The organism is Pseudomonas fluorescens (genome assembly GCF_902497895.1).
Lineage (GTDB): Bacteria > Pseudomonadota > Gammaproteobacteria > Pseudomonadales > Pseudomonadaceae > Aquipseudomonas > Aquipseudomonas fluorescens_BP.
Map to the genome: position 1 here is coordinate 1 of NZ_CABVHQ010000014.1, position 19852 is coordinate 19852.

Annotated in this window: 22 protein-coding genes and 1 other RNA gene; 15 read left to right on the top strand and 8 right to left on the bottom strand. The window is 58.6% G+C overall.

All coding sequences use genetic code 11. The features are described 5' to 3' along the window. The coding region (locus F8N21_RS09335; protein ID WP_150641854.1) for a PAAR domain-containing protein at window positions 1-270 on the bottom strand (270 nt) is incomplete at its 3' end. Between the two features lie 202 nt (window positions 271-472). Between F8N21_RS09335 and F8N21_RS09340 the strand changes: the two genes are divergently transcribed. Both F8N21_RS09340 and F8N21_RS09345 read left to right on the top strand, forming a co-directional pair. Beyond that, window positions 473-1117 carry an MBL fold metallo-hydrolase gene (locus F8N21_RS09340; RefSeq protein WP_150641855.1) on the top strand — a complete coding sequence of 215 codons (645 nt, stop codon included), beginning with the start codon at window positions 473-475 and terminating at the stop codon, window positions 1115-1117. A gap of 116 nt (window positions 1118-1233) precedes the next feature. After that, the gene (locus tag F8N21_RS09345; protein ID WP_150641856.1) at window positions 1234-1926 is read left to right on the top strand and encodes an OmpA family protein; all 693 of its coding nucleotides are present in this window, start codon (window positions 1234-1236) and stop codon (window positions 1924-1926) included. Window positions 1927-2006: 80 nt separating this feature from the next. Here F8N21_RS09345 and F8N21_RS09350 read toward each other — a convergent pair whose 3' ends face one another. Beyond that, complete coding sequence (locus tag F8N21_RS09350) at window positions 2007-2441, bottom strand: YhcB family protein (RefSeq protein WP_150641857.1); 435 nt, start codon at window positions 2439-2441, stop codon at window positions 2007-2009. 146 nt (window positions 2442-2587) lie between these two features. On the opposite strand from F8N21_RS09350, the gene F8N21_RS09355 reads away from it, so the two are divergent. The 3 genes from F8N21_RS09355 (at window position 2588) to zapE (ending at window position 5782) form a co-directional block, all read left to right on the top strand. Continuing rightward, a complete protein-coding gene (locus F8N21_RS09355; RefSeq protein ID WP_191624261.1) occupies window positions 2588-3217 on the top strand; it encodes an alpha/beta hydrolase in 630 nt (209 codons plus the stop codon). 24 nt (window positions 3218-3241) lie between these two features. Next, entirely contained in the window at window positions 3242-4597 is a 1356-nt protein-coding gene (locus F8N21_RS09360) for a tryptophan--tRNA ligase (RefSeq protein WP_150641859.1), read from the top strand. A 90-nt stretch (window positions 4598-4687) separates the two neighbouring features. Next, the gene (gene zapE, locus F8N21_RS09365; RefSeq protein ID WP_150641860.1) at window positions 4688-5782 is read left to right on the top strand and encodes a cell division protein ZapE; all 1095 of its coding nucleotides are present in this window, start codon (window positions 4688-4690) and stop codon (window positions 5780-5782) included. Window positions 5783-5995: 213 nt separating this feature from the next. Here zapE and F8N21_RS09370 read toward each other — a convergent pair whose 3' ends face one another. Continuing rightward, window positions 5996-6892 (bottom strand): GlxA family transcriptional regulator, encoded by an 897-nt coding sequence (locus F8N21_RS09370; RefSeq protein WP_191624266.1) that lies wholly within the window; start codon window positions 6890-6892, stop codon window positions 5996-5998. 244 nt (window positions 6893-7136) lie between these two features. Between F8N21_RS09370 and F8N21_RS09375 the strand changes: the two genes are divergently transcribed. Further along, complete coding sequence (locus F8N21_RS09375; protein ID WP_150641862.1) at window positions 7137-8273, top strand: acyl-CoA dehydrogenase family protein; 1137 nt, start codon at window positions 7137-7139, stop codon at window positions 8271-8273. Between the two features lie 135 nt (window positions 8274-8408). On the opposite strand, the gene F8N21_RS09380 is transcribed toward F8N21_RS09375, so the two are convergent. Further along, window positions 8409-9449 (bottom strand): NADP(H)-dependent aldo-keto reductase, encoded by a 1041-nt coding sequence (locus tag F8N21_RS09380; protein ID WP_150641863.1) that lies wholly within the window; start codon window positions 9447-9449, stop codon window positions 8409-8411. A gap of 247 nt (window positions 9450-9696) precedes the next feature. On the opposite strand from F8N21_RS09380, the gene rplM reads away from it, so the two are divergent. The 7 genes from rplM to F8N21_RS09415 all read left to right on the top strand — a co-directional run bounded on the left by rplM (window position 9697) and on the right by F8N21_RS09415 (window position 14571). Next, window positions 9697-10125 (top strand): 50S ribosomal protein L13, encoded by a 429-nt coding sequence (gene rplM / locus F8N21_RS09385; protein ID WP_150641864.1) that lies wholly within the window; start codon window positions 9697-9699, stop codon window positions 10123-10125. Window positions 10126-10139: 14 nt separating this feature from the next. Then, a complete protein-coding gene (rpsI, locus tag F8N21_RS09390; RefSeq protein WP_003216038.1) occupies window positions 10140-10532 on the top strand; it encodes a 30S ribosomal protein S9 in 393 nt (130 codons plus the stop codon). A gap of 252 nt (window positions 10533-10784) precedes the next feature. After that, a complete protein-coding gene (gene petA / locus F8N21_RS09395) occupies window positions 10785-11378 on the top strand; it encodes a ubiquinol-cytochrome c reductase iron-sulfur subunit (protein WP_150641865.1) in 594 nt (197 codons plus the stop codon). Beyond that, window positions 11378-12589 carry a cytochrome b gene (locus tag F8N21_RS09400; protein ID WP_150641866.1) on the top strand — a complete coding sequence of 404 codons (1212 nt, stop codon included), beginning with the start codon at window positions 11378-11380 and terminating at the stop codon, window positions 12587-12589. The genes petA and F8N21_RS09400 overlap by 1 nt, the downstream gene beginning before the upstream one ends. Continuing rightward, on the top strand, window positions 12589-13371 hold the full coding sequence (locus F8N21_RS09405) for a cytochrome c1 (RefSeq protein WP_150641867.1): 783 nt from the start codon (window positions 12589-12591) through the stop codon (window positions 13369-13371). Before F8N21_RS09400 ends, F8N21_RS09405 begins: the two co-directional genes overlap by 1 nt. A gap of 150 nt (window positions 13372-13521) precedes the next feature. Then, on the top strand, window positions 13522-14139 hold the full coding sequence (locus F8N21_RS09410; protein ID WP_003216049.1) for a glutathione S-transferase N-terminal domain-containing protein: 618 nt from the start codon (window positions 13522-13524) through the stop codon (window positions 14137-14139). Window positions 14140-14157: 18 nt separating this feature from the next. Then, entirely contained in the window at window positions 14158-14571 is a 414-nt protein-coding gene (locus F8N21_RS09415) for a ClpXP protease specificity-enhancing factor (RefSeq protein WP_150641868.1), read from the top strand. Window positions 14572-14724: 153 nt separating this feature from the next. On the opposite strand, the gene F8N21_RS09420 is transcribed toward F8N21_RS09415, so the two are convergent. The 4 genes from F8N21_RS09420 to F8N21_RS09435 all read right to left on the bottom strand — a co-directional run bounded on the left by F8N21_RS09420 (window position 14725) and on the right by F8N21_RS09435 (window position 18183). Next, window positions 14725-15303, bottom strand: coding sequence for a BON domain-containing protein (locus F8N21_RS09420; protein WP_150641869.1), 579 nt, complete (start codon window positions 15301-15303; stop codon window positions 14725-14727). Next, a complete protein-coding gene (locus F8N21_RS09425; RefSeq protein WP_003171862.1) occupies window positions 15300-15893 on the bottom strand; it encodes a phosphoheptose isomerase in 594 nt (197 codons plus the stop codon). The genes F8N21_RS09420 and F8N21_RS09425 overlap by 4 nt, the downstream gene beginning before the upstream one ends. Window positions 15894-16000: 107 nt before the next feature. After that, window positions 16001-16372, bottom strand: coding sequence for a YraN family protein (locus F8N21_RS09430; RefSeq protein ID WP_150641870.1), 372 nt, complete (start codon window positions 16370-16372; stop codon window positions 16001-16003). Further along, window positions 16372-18183, bottom strand: a complete 1812-nt coding sequence (locus F8N21_RS09435) for a penicillin-binding protein activator (RefSeq protein WP_150641871.1) — start codon at window positions 18181-18183, stop codon at window positions 16372-16374. Before F8N21_RS09435 ends, F8N21_RS09430 begins: the two co-directional genes overlap by 1 nt. A gap of 187 nt (window positions 18184-18370) precedes the next feature. On the opposite strand from F8N21_RS09435, the gene rsmI reads away from it, so the two are divergent. Both rsmI and rnpB read left to right on the top strand, forming a co-directional pair. After that, complete coding sequence (gene rsmI, locus F8N21_RS09440; protein WP_150641872.1) at window positions 18371-19276, top strand: 16S rRNA (cytidine(1402)-2'-O)-methyltransferase; 906 nt, start codon at window positions 18371-18373, stop codon at window positions 19274-19276. 74 nt (window positions 19277-19350) lie between these two features. Beyond that, window positions 19351-19704: RNase P RNA component class A (gene rnpB, locus F8N21_RS09445), an RNA gene on the top strand. Window positions 19705-19852: the final 148 nt, after the last annotated feature.

A 19852-nucleotide genomic window follows, 5' to 3' on the forward strand; every position in this document is an offset into this window, starting at 1 on the left:
CTTGAGGGTCTGGTTGGCCATCAGGCGCGGCGGCGGATCGCACTTGCAACGGCAGAGGTCGCCGTCCAGGGCGGCGTGGCGTCCCTCCAGCAGGTCGACCAGGCGCGGGCCGTCGCAGACAATCTCCCCGGTGCTGTTGCATTCCGGGCAATCGACCTCGTCGCCTTCGCGGGCCATGGCCAGGCCATTGATCGTGCTGTACTCCCAGCCGGTGCGCACGGTGCCGTCGACGGTGGTTTTAGCCCCGACGGTGATGTGATAGCGCCTCATGCGGTCTATGTCCTTGTTTTATCTGCAGGGACGAACACGCTAGGTAAGGCGATGCGGGAGATAAATCAGACGTTTCTTTGTCTGGTGTAGGTCGATTCTGCAATCAGGCAGCGTCGCCGCTGAGGAAATTGTAACGGCCCCGGCATCGGCGATACCGGTGGGCTGTGCCAGAATAGGCGATCCATTTTTTCCAGGAACACCCATGGACGCTGCCAAACCCGCCCTTATCCGCGAAACTTTCCCCGTCGGCCCTTTGCAGTGCAACTGCACGATCATCGGCGACCCGATCACAAAAAAGGCCATCGTCGTCGATCCTGGTGGCAATCATGAGTTGATCCTGGCGCGGCTCGATGCCTTGGGCCTGAAGGTGGTGAGCATCATTCACACCCACGCCCATCTGGATCACTTCCTCGCGTCTGGCCTGTTGAAGGAAAAAACCGGCGCCACGCTGCATCTGCATAAAGAGGATCAGTTCCTCTGGGACAACCTGGAGATGCAATGCAGTATGTTCGGCGTGCCCTATACACCCGTGCCGCCTCCGGATCGCTGGTTGGCCGATGACGAAGAGTTGGCCTGCGGCTGTGGCGTGGCGTTGCACACACCCGGTCATACTCCAGGGTCTATGAGCTTCTGGTTTTCCGATGCCAAGCTGCTGATTGCCGGTGACACACTGTTTCGTCGCGGGGTAGGGCGCACGGATTTGTGGGGCGGCGACCAGGCGACGATCGTGCGCTCGATAAAACAGCGTCTGTACACCCTCGATGAAGACGCAACCGTGATCACCGGGCATGGCCCCGACACCCGTCTGGGCGATGAAATGCGCGAAAACCCTTTTGTACGGGCCTGATTGATTTGCCTGGACGAGTTGATGGAATTTTTGCCGTCCGTCGTGTTCCAACGCCAGCTAAAGTCTATTGCCAACGTCCGCTGCACCTCAGAATGCAAAAAAAACAGGAGCTTTCCATGTTCACCTCGCGTCGTTTGATTATTGTCGCTACTGCCGTGGCTTTGCTGTCTGGCTGCGCTTCGCCTAACCCGTATGACAACCAGGGTCAGGCCGACAGCTCCACGGGCATGAGCAAGACCGCCAAGTACGGTGGGCTGGGTGCTTTGGCCGGGGCGCTGGCCGGTGCCGCTATCGACCACAACAACCGTGGCAAGGGTGCGCTGATTGGCGCCGCAGTGGTCGGTGCTTCCGCCGCCGGTTATGGCTACTACGCCGATCAGCAGGAAAAGAAACTGCGTGCGAGCATGGCCAATACCGGGGTCGAAGTGCAGCGTGAGGGCGATCAGATCAAGCTGATCATGCCGGGCAACATCACCTTCGCCACCGATTCGGCGAACATCGCCTCAGGCTTTTATCAGCCGTTGAACAACCTGGCGGGCTCCCTCAAGGAGTTCAACCAGAACCAGATTGAAATCGTCGGCTACACCGACAGCACCGGCAGCCGTCAGCACAACATGGACCTGTCCCAGCGTCGCGCTCAAAGCGTCGCGACCTACTTGACCTCCCAAGGCGTCAGCGGTGCCAACCTGACTTCCCGCGGTGCCGGCCCGGACAATCCGGTCGCCAGCAACGGCGACGTCAATGGTCGTGCGCAGAACCGTCGGGTCGAGGTCAATCTCAAGCCGATTCCCGGGCAGCAGTACCAGTAAGCCCGCCTCGGCTACTGGCGTAAAAAAGCCCGGCCGATCAATGATCGGCCGGGCTTTTTAGTGTCGCTCGAAAAGTCCGGTTATTTCTTCAGACCATAATGCTCATCGAGCATGCCGGGAGCATTCGGCGTTTTTGGCGCGTAATCTTTCGGCGCTTCCTGACTGCGCGGTGGCGTCAGGCGTTCCCGTGGAGCCTGCACGGAATCGGCGTGCAGTGCAGCCAGCAGGCGTTGGCGAGTCAGTTCGTCCAGGGCCAGACGATTGGCGCCCTCGGCGAGATGATCTTGCACATCCTGATAGCTTTGAGTGAGCTTGTGCACCAAAGACGCAGTGCTGTTGAAATGGGTGACCACTTCATTCTGATAACTGTCAAAACGTTCCTGAATATCATCCAGCTGACGTTGCGTGCGGTTAGGCGCGGCATTCGGCAGCAGCCGGGCGATCAGGAATCCAATGGCGACACCAGCAACCAGGGCAAGAGTCGGCAACAGCCAAACTAAGAGCGAGTGTTCCACGAGTCCTTCCTCTATAAACGGCTTTGCTTTACGTTAACGGCTCGGACCTGCGCTGTATACCGCGACGAGATCGCAATCATGCCAGGCGCAGACTTTTAGCTAGACGAGTCGACCCAATTCGAGGTCACGGAGTTCCTTCCTTGCTTATGCGCGAAACCCCTGTATTTATCGATGGCCCGGTTGGCCAATTGGAAGCCTTGTACCTGGATCAGCCCGACGCCCGTGGCCTGGCGCTGATCTGCCACCCCAATCCGGTGCAGGGTGGGACCATGCTCAATAAAGTCGTGTCGACCCTTCAGCGCACAGCGCGGGATGCCGGCCTGATCACCTTGCGCTTCAATTATCGCGGGGTTGGCGCCAGCGCCGGCAGCCATGACATGAGCGCCGGTGAAGTCGATGATGCGCAGGCTGTGGCCCAATGGTTGCGAGCCAGACACCCTGACTTGCCAATGACCCTGTGTGGTTTCTCCTTTGGTGGTTTCATTGCGGCCAGCCTTGGCGGTCGCCTCGAAGCCAAGGGCGAAACACTTGCTCACTTATTCATGATCGCGCCTGCGGTGATGCGTCTGGGCGATCAGGATCAGTTGCCGCAACACTGCCCGCTGACCCTGATTCAGCCAGAAACCGACGAAGTGATCGATCCGCAACTGGTCTACGAGTGGTCAGCAGCCCTTGATCGCCCCCATGAGCTGCTGAAAGTGGCAGAATGCGGACACTTTTTTCACGGCAAGCTGACGGATCTCAAAGATCTGATCCTGCCGCGCCTTTCGAATTGATTGCAGTCTGATAAGCGATTACCCATGACTACTCGTACGCGAATTCTCACCGGCATCACCACCACCGGCACGCCGCACCTGGGCAACTATGCCGGGGCTATCCGTCCGGCGATCCTTGCCAGCCGTGACAGCAACGCCGATTCGTTCTACTTCCTGGCCGACTACCACGCCCTGATCAAGTGCGATGACCCGCTGCGCATCCAGCGCTCGCGTCTGGAAATCGCCGCGACCTGGCTGGCCGGTGGTCTGGATGTGAATCGGGTGACGTTCTATCGCCAGTCCGATATCCCGGAAATCCCTGAGCTGACCTGGCTGCTGACCTGCGTAGCGGCCAAGGGCCTGCTCAACCGTGCCCACGCCTACAAGGCCTCGGTGGACAAAAACGTCGAGACCGGTGAAGACCCGGACGCCGGCATCACCATGGGCCTGTACAGCTACCCGGTGCTGATGGCCGCGGACATTCTGATGTTCAACGCGCACAAGGTGCCGGTCGGTCGCGATCAGATCCAGCATGTGGAAATGGCCCGCGACATCGGCCAGCGTTTCAACCACCTGTTCGGCCAGGGCAAAGAATTCTTCACCATGCCCGAAGCAGTGATCGAAGAGGGCGTGGCCACGCTGCCAGGTCTTGACGGCCGGAAGATGTCGAAAAGCTACGACAACACCATTCCGTTGTTCAGCAGCGCCAAGGAAATGAAAGACGCCATCTCGCGGATCGTTACCGACTCCCGCGCTCCTGGCGAAGCCAAGGATCCGGACAATTCTCACCTGTTCACCTTGTTCCAGGCCTTCGCCACGCCGGCACAGGCTGACGAATTCCGCAGCGAACTGTTGCAGGGGCTGGGCTGGGGCGAAGCCAAAAGTCGTTTGTTCAAGCTGCTGGACAACGAGCTGGGCGAGTCCCGCGAGCGTTATCACCTGTTGCTCGAACGTCCGGCGGACCTGGAAGACATCCTTCAGATCGGCGCGAAGAAAGCCCGCAGTGTCGCCACACCGTTCCTTGGCGAACTGCGTGAAGCGGTCGGCCTGCGTTCTTTCGTCAATCAGGCGCAAACCACCACGGCCAGCAAAAAGAAAGCCGCAAAAGCCGCGCGCTTCGTCAGCTTCCGTGAAGATGACGGCAGTTTCCGCTTCCGGCTGCTGGCGGCTGATGGCGAGCAATTGCTGCTGTCGCGCAACTTCGCCGACGGTAAAACCGCTGGCGCGGTGACCAAGCAACTGCAAGCCGGGCAAGACCTGGATCTGCGCAGCGAAGACCTGAGCTTCAGCGTCTGGCTGGAAGGTGAATGCGTGGCGGACAGCCCGACATTCGCCGACAGTGCTGCGCGTGATGCCGCCATCGAGGCTTTGCGGATCGCTCTGAGTCCTTCCCAGGACTAATCAGGGGCCAGCCCGACTAAGGGTTGATTGCCATTCTCCAGGGCCGTCGCTACAGTGACGGCCCGTTTTTGTTGTCCTTGCCAGCGAATTATGACGCCCCTAGAACGATATCAAGCTGATTTGAAACGCCCGGAATTCTTCCATGACGCCGCCCAGGAAACTGCGGTGCGTCATTTGCAGCGCTTGTACGACGATCTGGTCGCCGCCTCGCAGAGCAAGCCGGGCCTGTTCGGCAAACTGTTTGGCAAGAAAGACCAGGCACCGGTCAAGGGTCTGTACTTCTGGGGCGGCGTTGGCCGCGGCAAGACCTACCTGGTCGATACCTTCTTCGAAGCCCTGCCGTTCAAGAAAAAAGTCCGTACTCACTTCCACCGCTTCATGAAGCGCGTGCACGAAGAGATGAAGACCCTGCCAGGCGAGAAAAACCCGCTGACCATCATCGCCAAGCGTTTCTCCGATGAAGCGCGGGTGATCTGTTTCGATGAATTCTTCGTGTCCGATATTACCGACGCGATGATCCTCGGCACGCTGATGGAAGAGCTGTTCAAGAATGGCGTGACCCTGGTCGCCACCTCGAACATCGTCCCGGACGGCCTGTACAAGGATGGCCTGCAACGTGCGCGCTTCTTGCCGGCTATCGCCCTGATCAAGCAGAACACCGACATCGTCAACGTCGACAGCGGCGTGGATTATCGTCTGCGTCACCTCGAGCAGGCCGAACTGTTCCACTTCCCGCTGGACGCTGAGGCCAACGAAAGCCTGCGTAAAAGCTTCAGTGCCCTGACGCCGGATTGCACTCTGGCTGTCGAAAACGATGTGCTGATGATCGAAAACCGCGAAATCCGTGCCTTGCGCACCTGCGAAGACGTGGCCTGGTTTGACTTCCGCGAACTCTGCGACGGTCCACGCAGCCAGAATGACTACATCGAACTCGGCAAAATCTTCCATGCTGTGTTGATCAGTGGCGTCGAGCAAATGAGCGTCACCACCGACGACATTGCCCGACGTTTCATCAACATGGTCGACGAGTTCTACGACCGCAATGTCAAGCTGATCATCTCCGCTGAAGTCGAGCTCAAAGACCTCTACACCGGCGGTCGCCTGAACTTCGAATTCCAGCGCACCCTCAGCCGTCTGCTGGAAATGCAGTCCCACGAATTCCTGTCGCGGGCGCACAAGCCGTAGGACATTTCGGAAAATAAAAAGGGTCTGCATTGCAGGCCCTTTTTTGTGCTGAAGATCAAAAGATCGCAGCCTGCGGCAGCTCCTACAGGGTCATGCCGTACACCGCGTAGGAGCTGCCGCAGGCTGCGATCTTCATCGATCTCCTATGCGCCGAAGAAGCGTGGTGGTGCGATCTCCTCTACACCGAAGAAGCGTGGGTGCGATCGCGCTTTCCTACGCCGCCTGCTGAAACTGCTGCCGATACTGATTCGGTGACAGTTCGGTGTGCTGGCGGAACAGTCGGGCGAAGAAGCTCGCATCGTCGTAGCCGACTTCATAGCTGATGGTCTTGATGCTTTTGCGGCTGGCGGAAAGCAGGCCCTTGGCAGTTTCGATGCGCAGGCGTTGCAGGTAATGCAGCGGCTTGTCGCCGGTGGCGGTCTGGAAGCGGCGCATGAAGTTGCGGATGCTCATGCCGTGTTCGCGGGCGACGTCTTCGAAGCGGAATTTGTCGGCGAAGTGTTCTTCGAGCCAGTGCTGGATCTGCAGGATGATCACGTCCTGATGCAGTTTCTGCCCGCCGAAGCCGATCCGGCCTGGCGAATAGTTGCGCTGCACTTCGTAGAGAATGTCGCGGGCCACGGCCTGGGCGACGTTGGCGCCGCAGAAACGCTCGATCAGGTAGATGTAGAGGTCGCAGGCCGAGGTGGTGCCGCCGGCGCAGTACAGATTGTCGGCGTCAGTCAGGTGTTTGTCCTGATTGAGCTGGACCTTGGGGAAGCGTTCGCTGAAGGCATTGAAGAAACGCCAGTAGGTGGTCGCTTCCTTGCCGTCGAGCAAACCGGCTTCGGCGAGCCAGAACACCCCGGTGGCTTCGCCGCAGAGCACCGCGCCGCGTTTATGTTGCTCGCGCAGCCATGGCAATACTTGTGGGTAGCGCTGGCAGAGGGTTTCGAAATCGTCCCAGAAGGCCGGGAGGATGATCACGTCGGTGTTTTCCAGGCCGCCATCCACCGGCAGGATCACGTCACTGAAGCTGCACACCGATTGGCCATCAGGGCTGACCAGGCGGGTTTCGAAGGCCGGAGTCAGGCCGTGACCGAGTTGTTTGCCATAACGCAGGCTGGCCAGATGGAAGAAATCCTTGGCCTGCATCAGGGTGGAAGCGAAAACCCGGTCGATAGCCAGGATGCTGACGCGCCGCAGAGGCGTGGAGAGCTGGATAGACATAAATTCAATTATTCTTATAGGGGAAAGTGGTCACCAAACGGCTGGATCGTCTTATTTTTTGTCGCATGTGTCCAGTGTCCTGTATCGGATCGCAGGCTTAGGCTCTGTGAGTCAATCCCGACTAACAATAATTACAGGTGCCCCGATGATCCCCAGAACCTTGTTCAGCTCCGAGCACGAACTGTTTCGCGACAGCGTGCGCACGTTCCTCGAAAAAGAGGCCGTGCCGTTCCATGGGCAATGGGAAAAACAGGGCTACATCGACCGCAAACTGTGGAACAAGGCGGGGGAGGCGGGGATGCTCTGCTCGCATCTGCCGGAAGAATACGGTGGCCTCGGGGCAGATTTTCTCTACAGCGCGGTGGTGATCGAGGAGGTCGGGCGTCTCGGCTTGACCGGCATCGGTTTTTCGCTGCACTCGGACATCGTCGCGCCGTACATCCTGCATTACGGCAGTGAAGCGCTGAAGCACAAGTACCTGCCGAAGCTGGTCTCGGGCGAGATGGTCACGGCCATCGCGATGACCGAGCCGGGCGCCGGTTCCGACCTGCAAGGGGTGAAAACCACGGCGGTGCTGGACGGGGACGAGTACGTGATCAATGGCTCGAAAACCTTCATTACCAACGGTTTTCTCGCCGATCTGGTGATTGTCGTGGCCAAGACCGACCCGAAAGCCGGCGCCAAGGGCACCAGCCTGTTCCTGGTGGAAGCGGATACGCCGGGCTTCGCCAAGGGCAAGCGCCTGGAAAAGGTCGGGATGAAGGCCCAGGACACTTCCGAGCTGTTCTTCCAGGACGTCCGTGTGCCCAAGGAGAACCTGCTGGGGCAGGCCGGGATGGGCTTTGCCTATCTGATGCAGGAGTTGCCTCAGGAGCGCCTGACGGTCGCCATAGGCGGCCTGGCGTCGGCCGAGGCGGCATTGCAGTGGACGCTGGACTACACCCGTGAACGCAAGGCGTTCGGCAAGGCGATCGCCGACTTCCAGAACACCCGCTTCAAACTGGCCGAGATGGCCACCGAGATCCAGATCGGTCGGGTGTTTGTCGATCGCTGCCTGGAGTTGCATCTGCAAGGCAAGCTGGACGTGCCAACGGCGGCAATGGCCAAGTATTGGGGCACCGACCTGCAATGCAAGGTGCTCGACGAGTGCGTGCAGTTGCATGGCGGTTACGGCTTCATGTGGGAATACCCGATCGCCCGCGCCTGGGCGGATGCGCGGGTGCAGCGGATCTATGCGGGAACCAATGAGATCATGAAGGAGATTATTGCGCGGTCGCTTTGATCAATCTGCGGTGCCTGAAAAAAGATCGCAGCCTGCGGCAGCTCCTACAAGGATCGGGTGCAACCGGGAACAAACGGTTTACCTCGATCCCGTAGGAGCTGCCGCAGGCTGCGATCTTTTCGGGAGCGACGAAAATTACGGCGCCGGGTTCGGATGATCCTTGTGAATCGCCTCGATCCCCGCCAGCACTTCATCCGACAATTTCAAATCGAAGCTGGCAAGGTTGCTCTCCAGCTGCTCCAGGGTGGTGGCGCCAATGATGTTGCTGGTCACGAACGGCTGTTGCGTAACGAATGCCAGCGCCATTTGTGCCGGGTCCAGGCCATGTTCCCGAGCCAGTGCCACATAACGGCTGCAAGCAGCTTCGGACTGTGGGTTGAAATAGCGGCTGAAGCGGCTGTAGAGGCTCAGGCGGCCTTTGGCCGGGCGGGCCCCACCTTCGTACTTGCCGGAGAGAAAACCGAACGCCAGCGGCGAATAAGCCAGCAGGCCGCACTGTTCGCGGATGGCAATTTCCGCCAGGCCGACTTCGAAGCTGCGGTTGAGCAGGTTGTAGGGGTTCTGGATCGACACCGCCCGCGGCCAGCCACGGCTTTGCGCCAGGGCGAGGAACTTCATGGTGCCCCACGGGGTTTCATTGGACAGGCCGATATGGCGGATCTTGCCGGCCTTGACCTGCTCCTCCAGTGCTTCAAAGGTTTCTTCCAGTGGGGTGAAATCCTCGTCGGCCTTGTGCGTGTAGCCGAGCTGGCCGAAGAAGTTGGTGCTGCGCTCCGGCCAGTGCAGCTGGTACAGGTCGATCCAGTCGGTCTGCAGGCGTTTGAGGCTGGCGTCCAGCGCCTCGACGATGTGTTTGCGGTTGTGCTTGAGCTGGCCGTCGCGAATATAATCGATGGTGTTGCCGGGGCCGGCGATCTTGCTCGCCAGTACCCAGTCGGCGCGATCACCGCGGGTCTTGAACCAGTTTCCGAGGTAGCGTTCGGTGCTGGCGTAGGTTTCGGCTTTGGGCGGCACCGGATACATTTCGGCGGTGTCGATGAAATTGATCCCGGCGCTCTTGGCCTGCTCGATCTGGGCAAAGGCCTCTGCCTCGCTGTTTTGCTCGCCCCAGGTCATGGTCCCGAGGCAGATGGCGCTCACGTTCAGATCGGTTCTGCCTAGCTGGCGATAGTCCATCAGGTGCTCCCTTGGCAAAACATTCATAAAAGCAGGTTGAAAATTTTTTCGCAATCTGCATAATTGCGCACCTCTTTCTGCAGTGGAAGTGATGCGCCGCCTGCCGAAGAATCTTGCCGTTGAACGGACGCGCTGACCCGAGCCCCCGATAGCGTCTGTATCCGGCTGCCTTTGACTTGTCAAAGTACGCACTATTCAGTAAGATCCGCCGTCTAATTTATCAGGGCGGCCCCTGAGGCTATAAAGAATGAAAACTTTTACTGCTAAACCGGAAACAGTAAAGCGCGACTGGTTCATCGTCGACGCTGCTGGTCAGACCCTGGGTCGTCTGGCCACCGAAATCGCGAGCCGCCTGCGTGGCAAGCACAAGCCTGAGTACACTCCGCACGTTGACACCGGTGACTACATCGTCGTGATCAACGCTGAGCAAGTACGTGTCACTGGCGCCAAGTTCACTGACAAAATGTACTACTCTCACTCCGGTTTCCCGGGCGGGATTAAGTCGATCAACTTCGAAAAGCTGATCGCCAAAGCTCCTGAACGCGTGATCGAGACCGCGGTTAAAGGCATGCTGCCTAAGAACCCGCTGGGTCGCGACATGTACCGTAAGCTGAAAGTCTATGCGGGCGCTGTACACCCTCATACTGCTCAGCAGCCCCAAGAACTGAAGTTTTAACGGAATAGTTCATTATGTCGGCGACTCAAAATTACGGCACTGGCCGTCGCAAGACTGCAACCGCACGCGTTTTCCTGCGTCCGGGCACTGGTAACATCTCCATCAACAACCGCACCCTGGAAAATTTCTTCGGTCGCGAAACTGCCCGCATGGTAGTTCGCCAGCCGCTGGAATTGACTGAGACTGTCGAGAAATTCGACATCTACGTCACCGTGATCGGTGGTGGTGTAAGTGGTCAAGCTGGCGCAATCCGCCACGGTATCACTCGCGCTCTGATGCAGTACGACGAAACTCTGCGCGGTGCACTGCGCAAAGCTGGCTTCGTTACTCGTGATGCACGTGAAGTTGAACGTAAGAAAGTTGGTCTGCGTAAAGCGCGTAAGCGTCCGCAGTACTCGAAGCGTTAATTCGCTTTTGCGTTCAAAAGCGCCCAGTTCCTCACGGAGCTGGGCGTTTTTTATGGGCGACTGTTTTAGCTGTGACAACTTGCCACATCCGCAGCCCCCTTGCGTTACAAGGCTTCGCGCTGGAGAGGGCTGGTAATTACCTTGTCAGAATAGGGGCTTTTCATTACCATTCGGCAAAATTTTTATAAGTTCAGATTTTTACTTAGTAGATGCCTGATTTAACAGGCCACAAAGCTGATGGGAGAGGACTGAATGAGCAATGACGGCGTGAATGCAGGCCGGCGTCGCTTCTTGGTAGCAGCCACATCCGTGGTGGGTGCTGCAGGAGCGGTGGGGGCTGCGGTCCCGTTCGTGGGGTCATGGTTTCCCAGTGCCAAGGCGAAAGCCGCAGGTGCACCGGTGAAAGTGAATGTCAGCAAGATTGAGCCAGGTCAGCAGATGATTGCTGAGTGGCGCGGTCAGCCGGTGTTCATTGTCCGCCGTACGGAGGAAATCCTGGGGAATCTTAAAAAGATCGAGGGGAAGCTTGCTGACCCTGACTCCAAGAACTCGGACCAACCGACTTATGTCGACCCGGTAGTGCGTTCGATCAAACCAGAAATTCTGCTGCTGATCGGAATTTGCACACACCTGGGCTGTTCGCCGACCTTCCGTCCAGAAGTGGCGCCTGCGGATCTGGGCGCGGACTGGGTAGGGGGCTATTTCTGCCCTTGCCACGGTTCCCACTACGATCTGGCTGGCCGCGTCTACAAGTCGCAACCTGCGCCTTTGAACCTGCCAGTTCCCCCGCATTCCTATGAGTCGGACGACGTCATTGTCGTTGGCGTCGATACGGAGAAAGCGTGATGAGCAAGTTCATGGATTGGGTTGATGCGCGCTTTCCCGCCACCAAAATGTGGGAAGACCATCTCAGCAAGTACTACGCCCCGAAGAACTTCAACTTCTTCTATTTCTTTGGCTCCCTGGCACTGCTGGTGCTGGTTAACCAGATCGTTACCGGTGTCTGGCTGACCATGAGCTACACCCCGTCGGCGGAGGAGGCTTTCGCTTCCGTCGAATACATCATGCGCGACGTCGAGTACGGCTCGATCCTGCGTCTGCTGCACTCCACCGGCGCCTCGGCGTTCTTCGTGGTGGTCTATCTGCACATGTTCCGTGGCTTGCTCTACGGTTCGTATCAGAAGCCGCGCGAACTGGTGTGGGTGTTCGGCATGCTGATCTACCTGGCGCTGATGGCGGAAGCCTTCATGGGCTACCTGCTGCCGTGGGGCCAGATGTCCTACTGGGGTGCCCAGGTGATCATCTCGCTGTTCGGTGCGATCCCGCTCATTGGCGACGACCTGACCCAGTGGATTCGTGGTGACTACCTGATTTCGGGTATTACCCTGAACCGCTTCTTCGCGTTGCACGTAGTCGCCTTGCCGATCGTGATTCTCGGCCTGGTGGTGCTGCACGTCCTGGCGCTGCACGAAGTCGGTTCGAACAACCCGGACGGCGTGGACATCAAGAAACACAAAGACGAAAACGGCGTACCGCTGGATGGCATTCCTTTCCATCCGTACTACACCGTGAAAGATATCGTCGGCGTGGTGGTGTTCCTGTTCATCTTCTGCTCGATCGTGTTCTTCTTCCCGGAAATGGGCGGCTACTTCCTCGAGAAGCCGAACTTTGAAGTGGCGAACGCCTTCAAGACCCCGGAACACATTGCGCCGGTCTGGTACTTCACACCGTTCTACGCGATCCTGCGGGCGATTCCGGACAAGCTCATGGGTGTTATCGCCATGGGTGGCGCGATCGCCGTGCTGTTCGTCCTGCCCTGGCTTGACCGCAGTCCGGTCAAATCCATGCGCTACAAAGGCTGGCTGAGCAAGATCTGGCTCTGGGTGTTCTGCATCTCGTTCGTGATTCTGGGTGTGCTGGGTGTTCTGGCGCCGACTCCGGGTCGTACGCTGCTGTCGCAGGTATGTACCTTCCTGTACTTCGCCTACTTCATTCTGATGCCGTTCTACACCAGGCTCGAGAAGACCAAACCGGTTCCGGAAAGGGTGACTGGCTGATGAAAAAGCTATTTGCTGTACTGATTCTTGCTGCCATGCCTGTCTTGTCCTTCGCGGCCGAGCACGGTGGTCCTGCGTTGGAAAGCGTCGATATCGACGTTTCCGACAAGGCCGCAATGCAGGATGGCGCGCGTACGTTCGCCAACTACTGCATGGGCTGCCACAGCGCCAAGTTCCAGCGCTATGAGCGCGTTGCCGACGATCTGGGCATTCCCCATGATCTGATGCTCAAGAACCTGGTGTTCACCGGTGCCAAAATCGGTGACCACATGAACATCGGCATGCAATCGGCCGATGCCAAGAACTGGTTCGGTGCGGCTCCGCCCGACCTGACTCTGGTGGCTCGTGTTCGCGGTACGGACTGGCTGTACGGCTACCTGCGGTCTTTCTACGAAGATCCGTCGCGTCCTTATGGTGTGAACAACAAGGTATTCCCGAACGTCGGTATGCCTAACGTTCTGGTCGGCCTGCAAGGTCGTCAGGTGGTAGGCTGCAAACAAGTTCAAATCGTCGAAGACGGCAAGAAGCAATTCGATCCACTGACCGGCACGGCTTTGACTCACGAAGCCTGCGATCAGCTGACCGTATTGCCGAAAACCGGCACGCTGAACGAAGAGCAGTTCGACGAGAAGGTCAAGAATCTGGTGACCTTCCTGGCCTACTCGGCCAACCCGGTGAAGCTGCAGCATCAGCGCATCGGTACCTACGTGTTGCTGTACCTGGCCTTCTTCTTCGTATTCGCTTATCTGCTCAAGCGCGAATACTGGAAGGATGTTCATTGATTAAGTTGTAAGCAATTGCTGTTAATCGTGCGCGCCCAAGGGCGTCTCTGAAAGTGTAACGAGTCTGGATCTCCAGGCGTTACGGGAGGCGCCCTCTGGGCGCGCTCGTTTTTCCGCTCCCGATAATTTCAACAAGCGAGGAGGACCGCCATGGGCGTGACCAATCGGTTGGCCTGTTACTCCGACCCCGCCGACCACTATTCCCACCGAGTACGCATCGTGCTCGCAGAGAAGGGTGTCAGCGCCGAGATCATCAGCGTGGAGGTGGGTCGTCATCCACCGAAACTGATCGAAGTGAACCCTTACGGTAGCTTGCCCACCCTGGTCGATCGTGACCTGGCGTTGTGGGAGTCAACCGTGGTGATGGAATATCTGGATGAGCGTTACCCGCATCCACCCTTACTGCCGGTGTATCCGGTGGCGCGTGCCAATAGCCGTCTGCTGATTCATCGCATTCAGCGTGACTGGTGTGGGCTGGTGGATCTGATTCTGGATTCGCGCAGCAAAGAAGCCGCTCGCGTCCAGGCTCGTAAAGAACTGCGCGAAAGCCTCACCGGTGTTTCGCCGCTGTTCGCCGACAAGCCGTTTTTCCTCAGTGAGGAACAAAGTCTGGTCGATTGCTGCCTATTGCCAATACTCTGGCGTTTGCCGATTCTAGGTATTGAATTGCCGCGGCCGGCCAAGCCGCTGCTTGATTATATGGAGCGCCAGTTTGCGCGTGAGGCTTTCCAGGCGAGTCTGTCTGGTGTCGAACGCGATATGCGCTAAAAAGCTTAAGGAGCCGCTATGAACTCCAGTCGACCTTATCTGGTCCGTGCGCTCTATGAGTGGATTGTTGACAACGATTGCACCCCGCACATGCTGGTCAATTCCGAGTACCCGTCGGTGCAGGTGCCGCAGGGCTTTGCCAGTGATGGCCAGATTGTCCTGAACGTATCGCCCAGTGCTGTGCGGCATTTGCACATGGATAACGATGCAGTCAGCTTCGAAGGGCGTTTCGGCGGTGTGCCGCATACGCTGTACGTGCCTATCGCTGCGATCCTGGGTATTTATGCTCGGGAGAATGGCCAGGGTATGGTCTTCGACCTGGAGTCTTCCCTGGAAGACGATGAGGACGTCGAGCCCGATGATGACGTTCCACCACCCGATGACGAGCCGCCGCGTCCCACTGGCCGGCCGAGTTTGAAAGTGGTCAAATAACAAAAAAGGCGATCCGCAAGGATCGCCTTTTTTGTTACGTAGGAGCTGCCGCAGGCTGCGATCTTTTGATTTTGCTTTTCAAGATCAAAAGATCGCAGCCTGCGGCAGCTCCTACAGGGTGTATCTCAGATCGCCTTTTTTATTAGGTGCATCTCAATCGATGTACTCGAACAGTTTGACGATCTTCTGCACGCCGGAAACGCCCTGCACCAGGCTGGTGGCCTGGGCAGCTTCCTGTTTGGTCACCAGCCCCAGCAGGTAGACGATGCCATTCTCGGTCACGACCTTGATGCGCGAGCCGGGGATGTTGGCGTCGGCGAGCATCTGGGTCTTGATCTTGGTGGTCAGCCAGGTGTCGTTCTGCCGCGCCAGGAGCGAGGAGGGCTGGATGACCTGCAGTTCGTTATGCACCTTTTTCACGCGCTGGACAGCGCTCGCAACCTGTTCGGCCTGGGCCTTGAGGTCGGCGCGCGGTGTCTGTCCGGCTAGCAGGACGACGCCGTTGAAACTGGTGATGACGATGTGCGAGTTTTTGTCCAGGTCCGGATTGGCTTTGGAAATGTTCACGCCAGCCTTGGTTTCGATCAAGGAGTCGTCGATCGTGCTGCCGAAGGTGCGTGTGCCGCGGTCGTCATCAATGGGTTTTTCGCGGCTGGCAGTCACTACCGAGGTGCAGCCGCTGATGCTCAGGCACAGAGTCAAGGCCAGTAGGCCAAGGCGATTAGGGGTCATTCTTCACTCCCGAACAGTTGGCTGTCGATCAAGTCGCAAAGACAGTGGATCGTCAGCAGGTGGACTTCCTGAATACGTGCGGTGACATTGGCCGGTACGCGGATTTCGACATCTTCGGGCAATAGCAACGAAGCCATGCCGCCGCCATCGCGTCCAGTCAATGCTACGACAATCATTTCGCGATCATGTGCGGCCTGGATCGCTTGAATGATGTTCGCCGAGTTGCCGCTGGTAGAAATCGCCAGCAAAACGTCGCCGGGCTGGCCGAGGGCGCGGATCTGTTTCGAGAAGATTTCGTTGTAGCTGTAGTCGTTGGCGATCGAGGTAATCGTCGAGCTGTCGGTGGTCAGGGCGATGGCCGGCAGGCTCGGGCGTTCGCGCTCGAAGCGGTTGAGCAGCTCGGAGGAGAAATGCTGTGCGTCGCCGGCAGAGCCGCCGTTACCGCACGAGAGCATTTTGCCTTCATTGAGCAGGGCGTTGACCATCACCTGGCTGGCTTGCTCGATGTGCGGTGCAAGTACGTCCATCGCCTGTTGCTTGGTATCGATACTGGCCTGAAAAAGCTGGCGAATTCGGGATTGCATGTCCATCTGTGTGACCTTAAGTAGCGCGGCTTTCCGGCACATGAAAGTGCAGCCCGCAAAGCAAAGAGCAAAATGGTTGAGTGAAAATGACCGGCTCGGCTTGAGCGCTTCGATCAACTGTCAAAGGCATTCCGTAGCCAGTTCAAATGAGGTGCTGCGCCCGTGGCGCTGTCTATGGCGACCACATCGAAACGGCAGGGGTGATCGGCCCAGCGGGACTCGCGCAGCAGAAAATACTGCGCGGCGAGTATCAGCTTCCGGCGCTTGCGGGCATCGATGCTGCCGAGTGCGCCGCCCCATTGAGTGTGTTGTCGATAACGGACTTCGACGAATACTACTGTATCGCCGTCAAGCATGACCAGATCAAGCTCGCCGCGTTTGCACAACCAGTTCTGCGCCAGCAGGCGCAGACCCTGTTGCTGGAGATGCTTGAGCGCCTGGCTTTCCGCATCTCGACCGCTTTGCTGGCGTGACCTGTCGGGCATCAGTGCGGGGTATCGGGCAGGCGTTGAACCTGGCCGCTGATGAACTCGGCCCAAGGCAGTTGGCGCTGAATCCGTTGGGTCTGGCTCATGCTCAAGCTGCCCGACAGTCCCTCGATGCGGCTGTCTGGCAGTGCCTTGAGCTGACCCAGGCGCGGCGCCAGGCGATAGGCATCGACGCCCATGGCGTACAGGCGACCCAGACTGCCGCCGGCTTGTGGCCATTGTGCAGTCACTTCCTTGCGCAGCGGATCGTTGGGGTCCAGCAGCCATGGCGTTTCACAGAAGCGCACGCCATTCATGTCGTTGTACTGGTTCTGATCGCCACTGGCACTGAACACGTGGGAGGTGGCATAAACCGGCACATCGCCTGCGTACTGGAAATTCAGGGTCGGTTTGATCTGCTGCGCCTGTTGTGGGGTCGCGGCGAGGAACAGGAATTCGATGTCCTGGCGGCGCGAAGGCTGTGCGGCGACTTGCGAGCCGACGGTGCTCTGCAAACTTTTGGCGCGGCCTTCGCTCTGGCGCAGCTGGAACAGATTGGCAATCTGCTGGGCCAGGGCCACTGGTTGATCCACGCGCTCGACACCGATCACGGTGCCGCCGTTGGCTTCCCAGTCCTGACGGAAGGCCTTGAGTACGCGATCGCCCCATTCGCCTTTAGGGACCATGGCGGCGGCGCGTTGCAGGCCATCGGCACGGGCGCGGCGCGAGACTTCGCGGGCTTCGTCTTCGGCGGAAAGGCCGAACTGAAACAGTTGCGCCGGGCCCTGGTTGCCTTCGCTGTAGTTCAGGGCGAGGGTGGTAATGGGCAGTTGCGGGCGAGCGCTGAGTTGCTTGACCAGGGGTTTTTCCAGCGGGCCGATCACCAGTTGCACGCCATCGGCCTGGGCCTTGCGGTAGAACTCGTCCAGGGAGGTCAGGCGCGAGCTGTCATAGAACTCGATGCTGGGTGGCTTCTGCCCGGCTTGCTGGGCCTGGTAGTGAGCGGCCATGAAACCTTCGCGCAAGGCCTTGGCCACCGAGGCCAAAGGACCTTCCTGAGGCAGCAGCAAGGCGATCTTGCTGATCGGCTGGCTGGCCAGTTGCTTGAGCTGGGTCAGCGGTAGCGGCAGTTGAATGGCGGCCGGATGTTTCGGGTTCTGGGCGCGCCAGCTGTCGATAGCGGCCTGTTGCTGTTCCAGGGTGCCGGCGGTTTTTACCGCCAGCGCCAGGCTCAGCCAGCCGCCGAGATCGTCATCGCTGGTGGGTTGCAGCTGATCGGTGGGCAAGGAGGCAATCAACGTCCAGATCGCGTCATGGTTCTTGCTCGCGGCCTCACCGCTGAGCAGCGGAGCAATGAAAATGCGCTCCCGGGCGGCGGCCAGGGTCTGGCCATCGGCCTCAAGCGCCAGGGCATGAACAGTGCCGGTGCGGGCCTGTTGCTCTTCCGGCATTTCACCCAGGCGCTGCAGGCTCGGATGGCTCAAGGCACTGAGTGCTGCCTTGGGCTGGTTGCGGGCCATGGCCAACTCGGCCGCCAGCGTACTGGCGAAGATCTGTTGGCCGGGCTTGAGTTGTTCCAGCGGGACTTGCGCAAGGATCTGCGCGGCCTGGCCGGGATTGTTCTGGTGGTAGGCCAGGTCCGCCGCGCTCAGGCGCAGCAACGCCGCTTTCTCCGGCGTTTTGCTGGTGGCGGCCTGTTCGAGCAGCTGCTCGATACTGGCATCCGGAGTCCGTGGGAGGTCGCCAAGGCTGGACGAGGGCGAGCTGGCGCAAGCCGCCAGTAGGGCAGCGAGGCAGAGGGCAGAGAACAGCCGCAGGCAAGCGATCATGTAAGTGTTCCTGATACTCGATCAAATTAGCGTGGAATTGTACCCAAGCACTGGCCGGGGCGCGATGTTACTGGCGTTAAACTGATTATTTAGCTGGTGCAAATGTTGCGATGCATCGCAAAAGGCTGAAAAACACGGCAATACAGTATGTCCGTAACGCGCATTCGCAGAGCCTCTACGCGCTACAATGGCGCTTTTTAACGATCACGAGGTGTGCGCTTTGACTGCTCCAGGTGCTTTGAATTCCGCTGCTGGCTCGCTTTATGTGGTGGCGACGCCCATCGGCAACCTGGACGACATCAGTGCACGGGCGCTGAAAATACTGCGTGAGGTGGCGTTGATCGCCGCCGAAGATACGCGTCATTCCATCCGTTTGCTGCAGCACTTCGGAATTTCGACTCCGCTGGCAGCCTGCCATGAGCACAATGAGCGCGACGAAGGCAGCCGTTTTATTACCCGATTACTGGCGGGTGACAACCTGGCACTGATTTCCGACGCGGGCACCCCGTTGATTTCCGACCCTGGCTACCATCTGGTTCGTCAGGCCCGTGCTGCCGGTATCAATGTGGTTCCGGTTCCGGGTGCCTGTGCGCTGATTGCTGCACTGTCCGCGGCAGGTTTGCCCTCCGATCGTTTTATCTTCGAGGGCTTTCTGCCGGCCAAGGCGGTTGGGCGCCGGGCTCGTCTTGAGCTTTTAAAGGAAGAGCCGCGCACGTTGATCTTCTACGAAGCGCCGCACCGGATTCTTGAATGCCTGCAGGATCTGGAGTTGGTGTTCGGTGCCGAGCGCCCGGCTCTGCTGGCTCGTGAGTTGACCAAGACCTTCGAGACACTCAAGGGGTTGCCGCTGGCGCAGCTGCGGGCTTTTGTCGAGGGCGACAGCAATCAGCAGCGTGGCGAGTGCGTGGTACTGGTCGCCGGCTGGTCGGCGCCGGAAACCGAGGAGGCGGTCAGTAGCGAGGCGATGCGCATTCTCGATTTGCTGCTCAAGGAGATGCCACTCAAACGAGCTGCGGCGCTGGCGGCGGAAATTACCGGCGAGCGGAAAAATGTCTTGTATCAGGTTGCCCTGGATAAGCAGAAAGACGAGTAGCCTGCGGGCTGTAGAGTGGCGAAGGGCGTTTAGCGCTTGTTCTTCGACGGTTCTGCCGTTAATCTTCGCCGCGGAGAGTCGATTGGACAGTCGCTGCCTTCTATGAAAATTAGAGGGGGGAGGAAAGTCCGGGCTCCATAGGGCGGAGTGCCAGGTAATGCCTGGGAGGCGTGAGCCTACGGAAAGTGCCACAGAAAATAACCGCCTAAGCACTTCGGTGCCGGTAAGGGTGAAAAGGTGCGGTAAGAGCGCACCGCACGACTGGCAACAGTTCGTGGCTAGGTAAACCCCACTCGGAGCAAGACCAAATAGGGCTCCAAGGCGTGGCCCGCGCTGGAACCGGGTAGGTTGCTAAAGATGTCCAGTGATGGCCATCGTAGACGAATGACTGTCCTCGACAGAACCCGGCTTACAGATCGACTCTCCACCTTTTTCCCTCCCGCCCGGTCGCTGACGACAGGGCGTTGCAATACCGCTATCTCCCTGCTTGAATCGTTGACAGCGGGGGGCTAGTTTTGGCGATTTCCCTCCCTGCTGAAATCAATGGCAGAAGCGCTTTTATAAGACCGAAAAAAT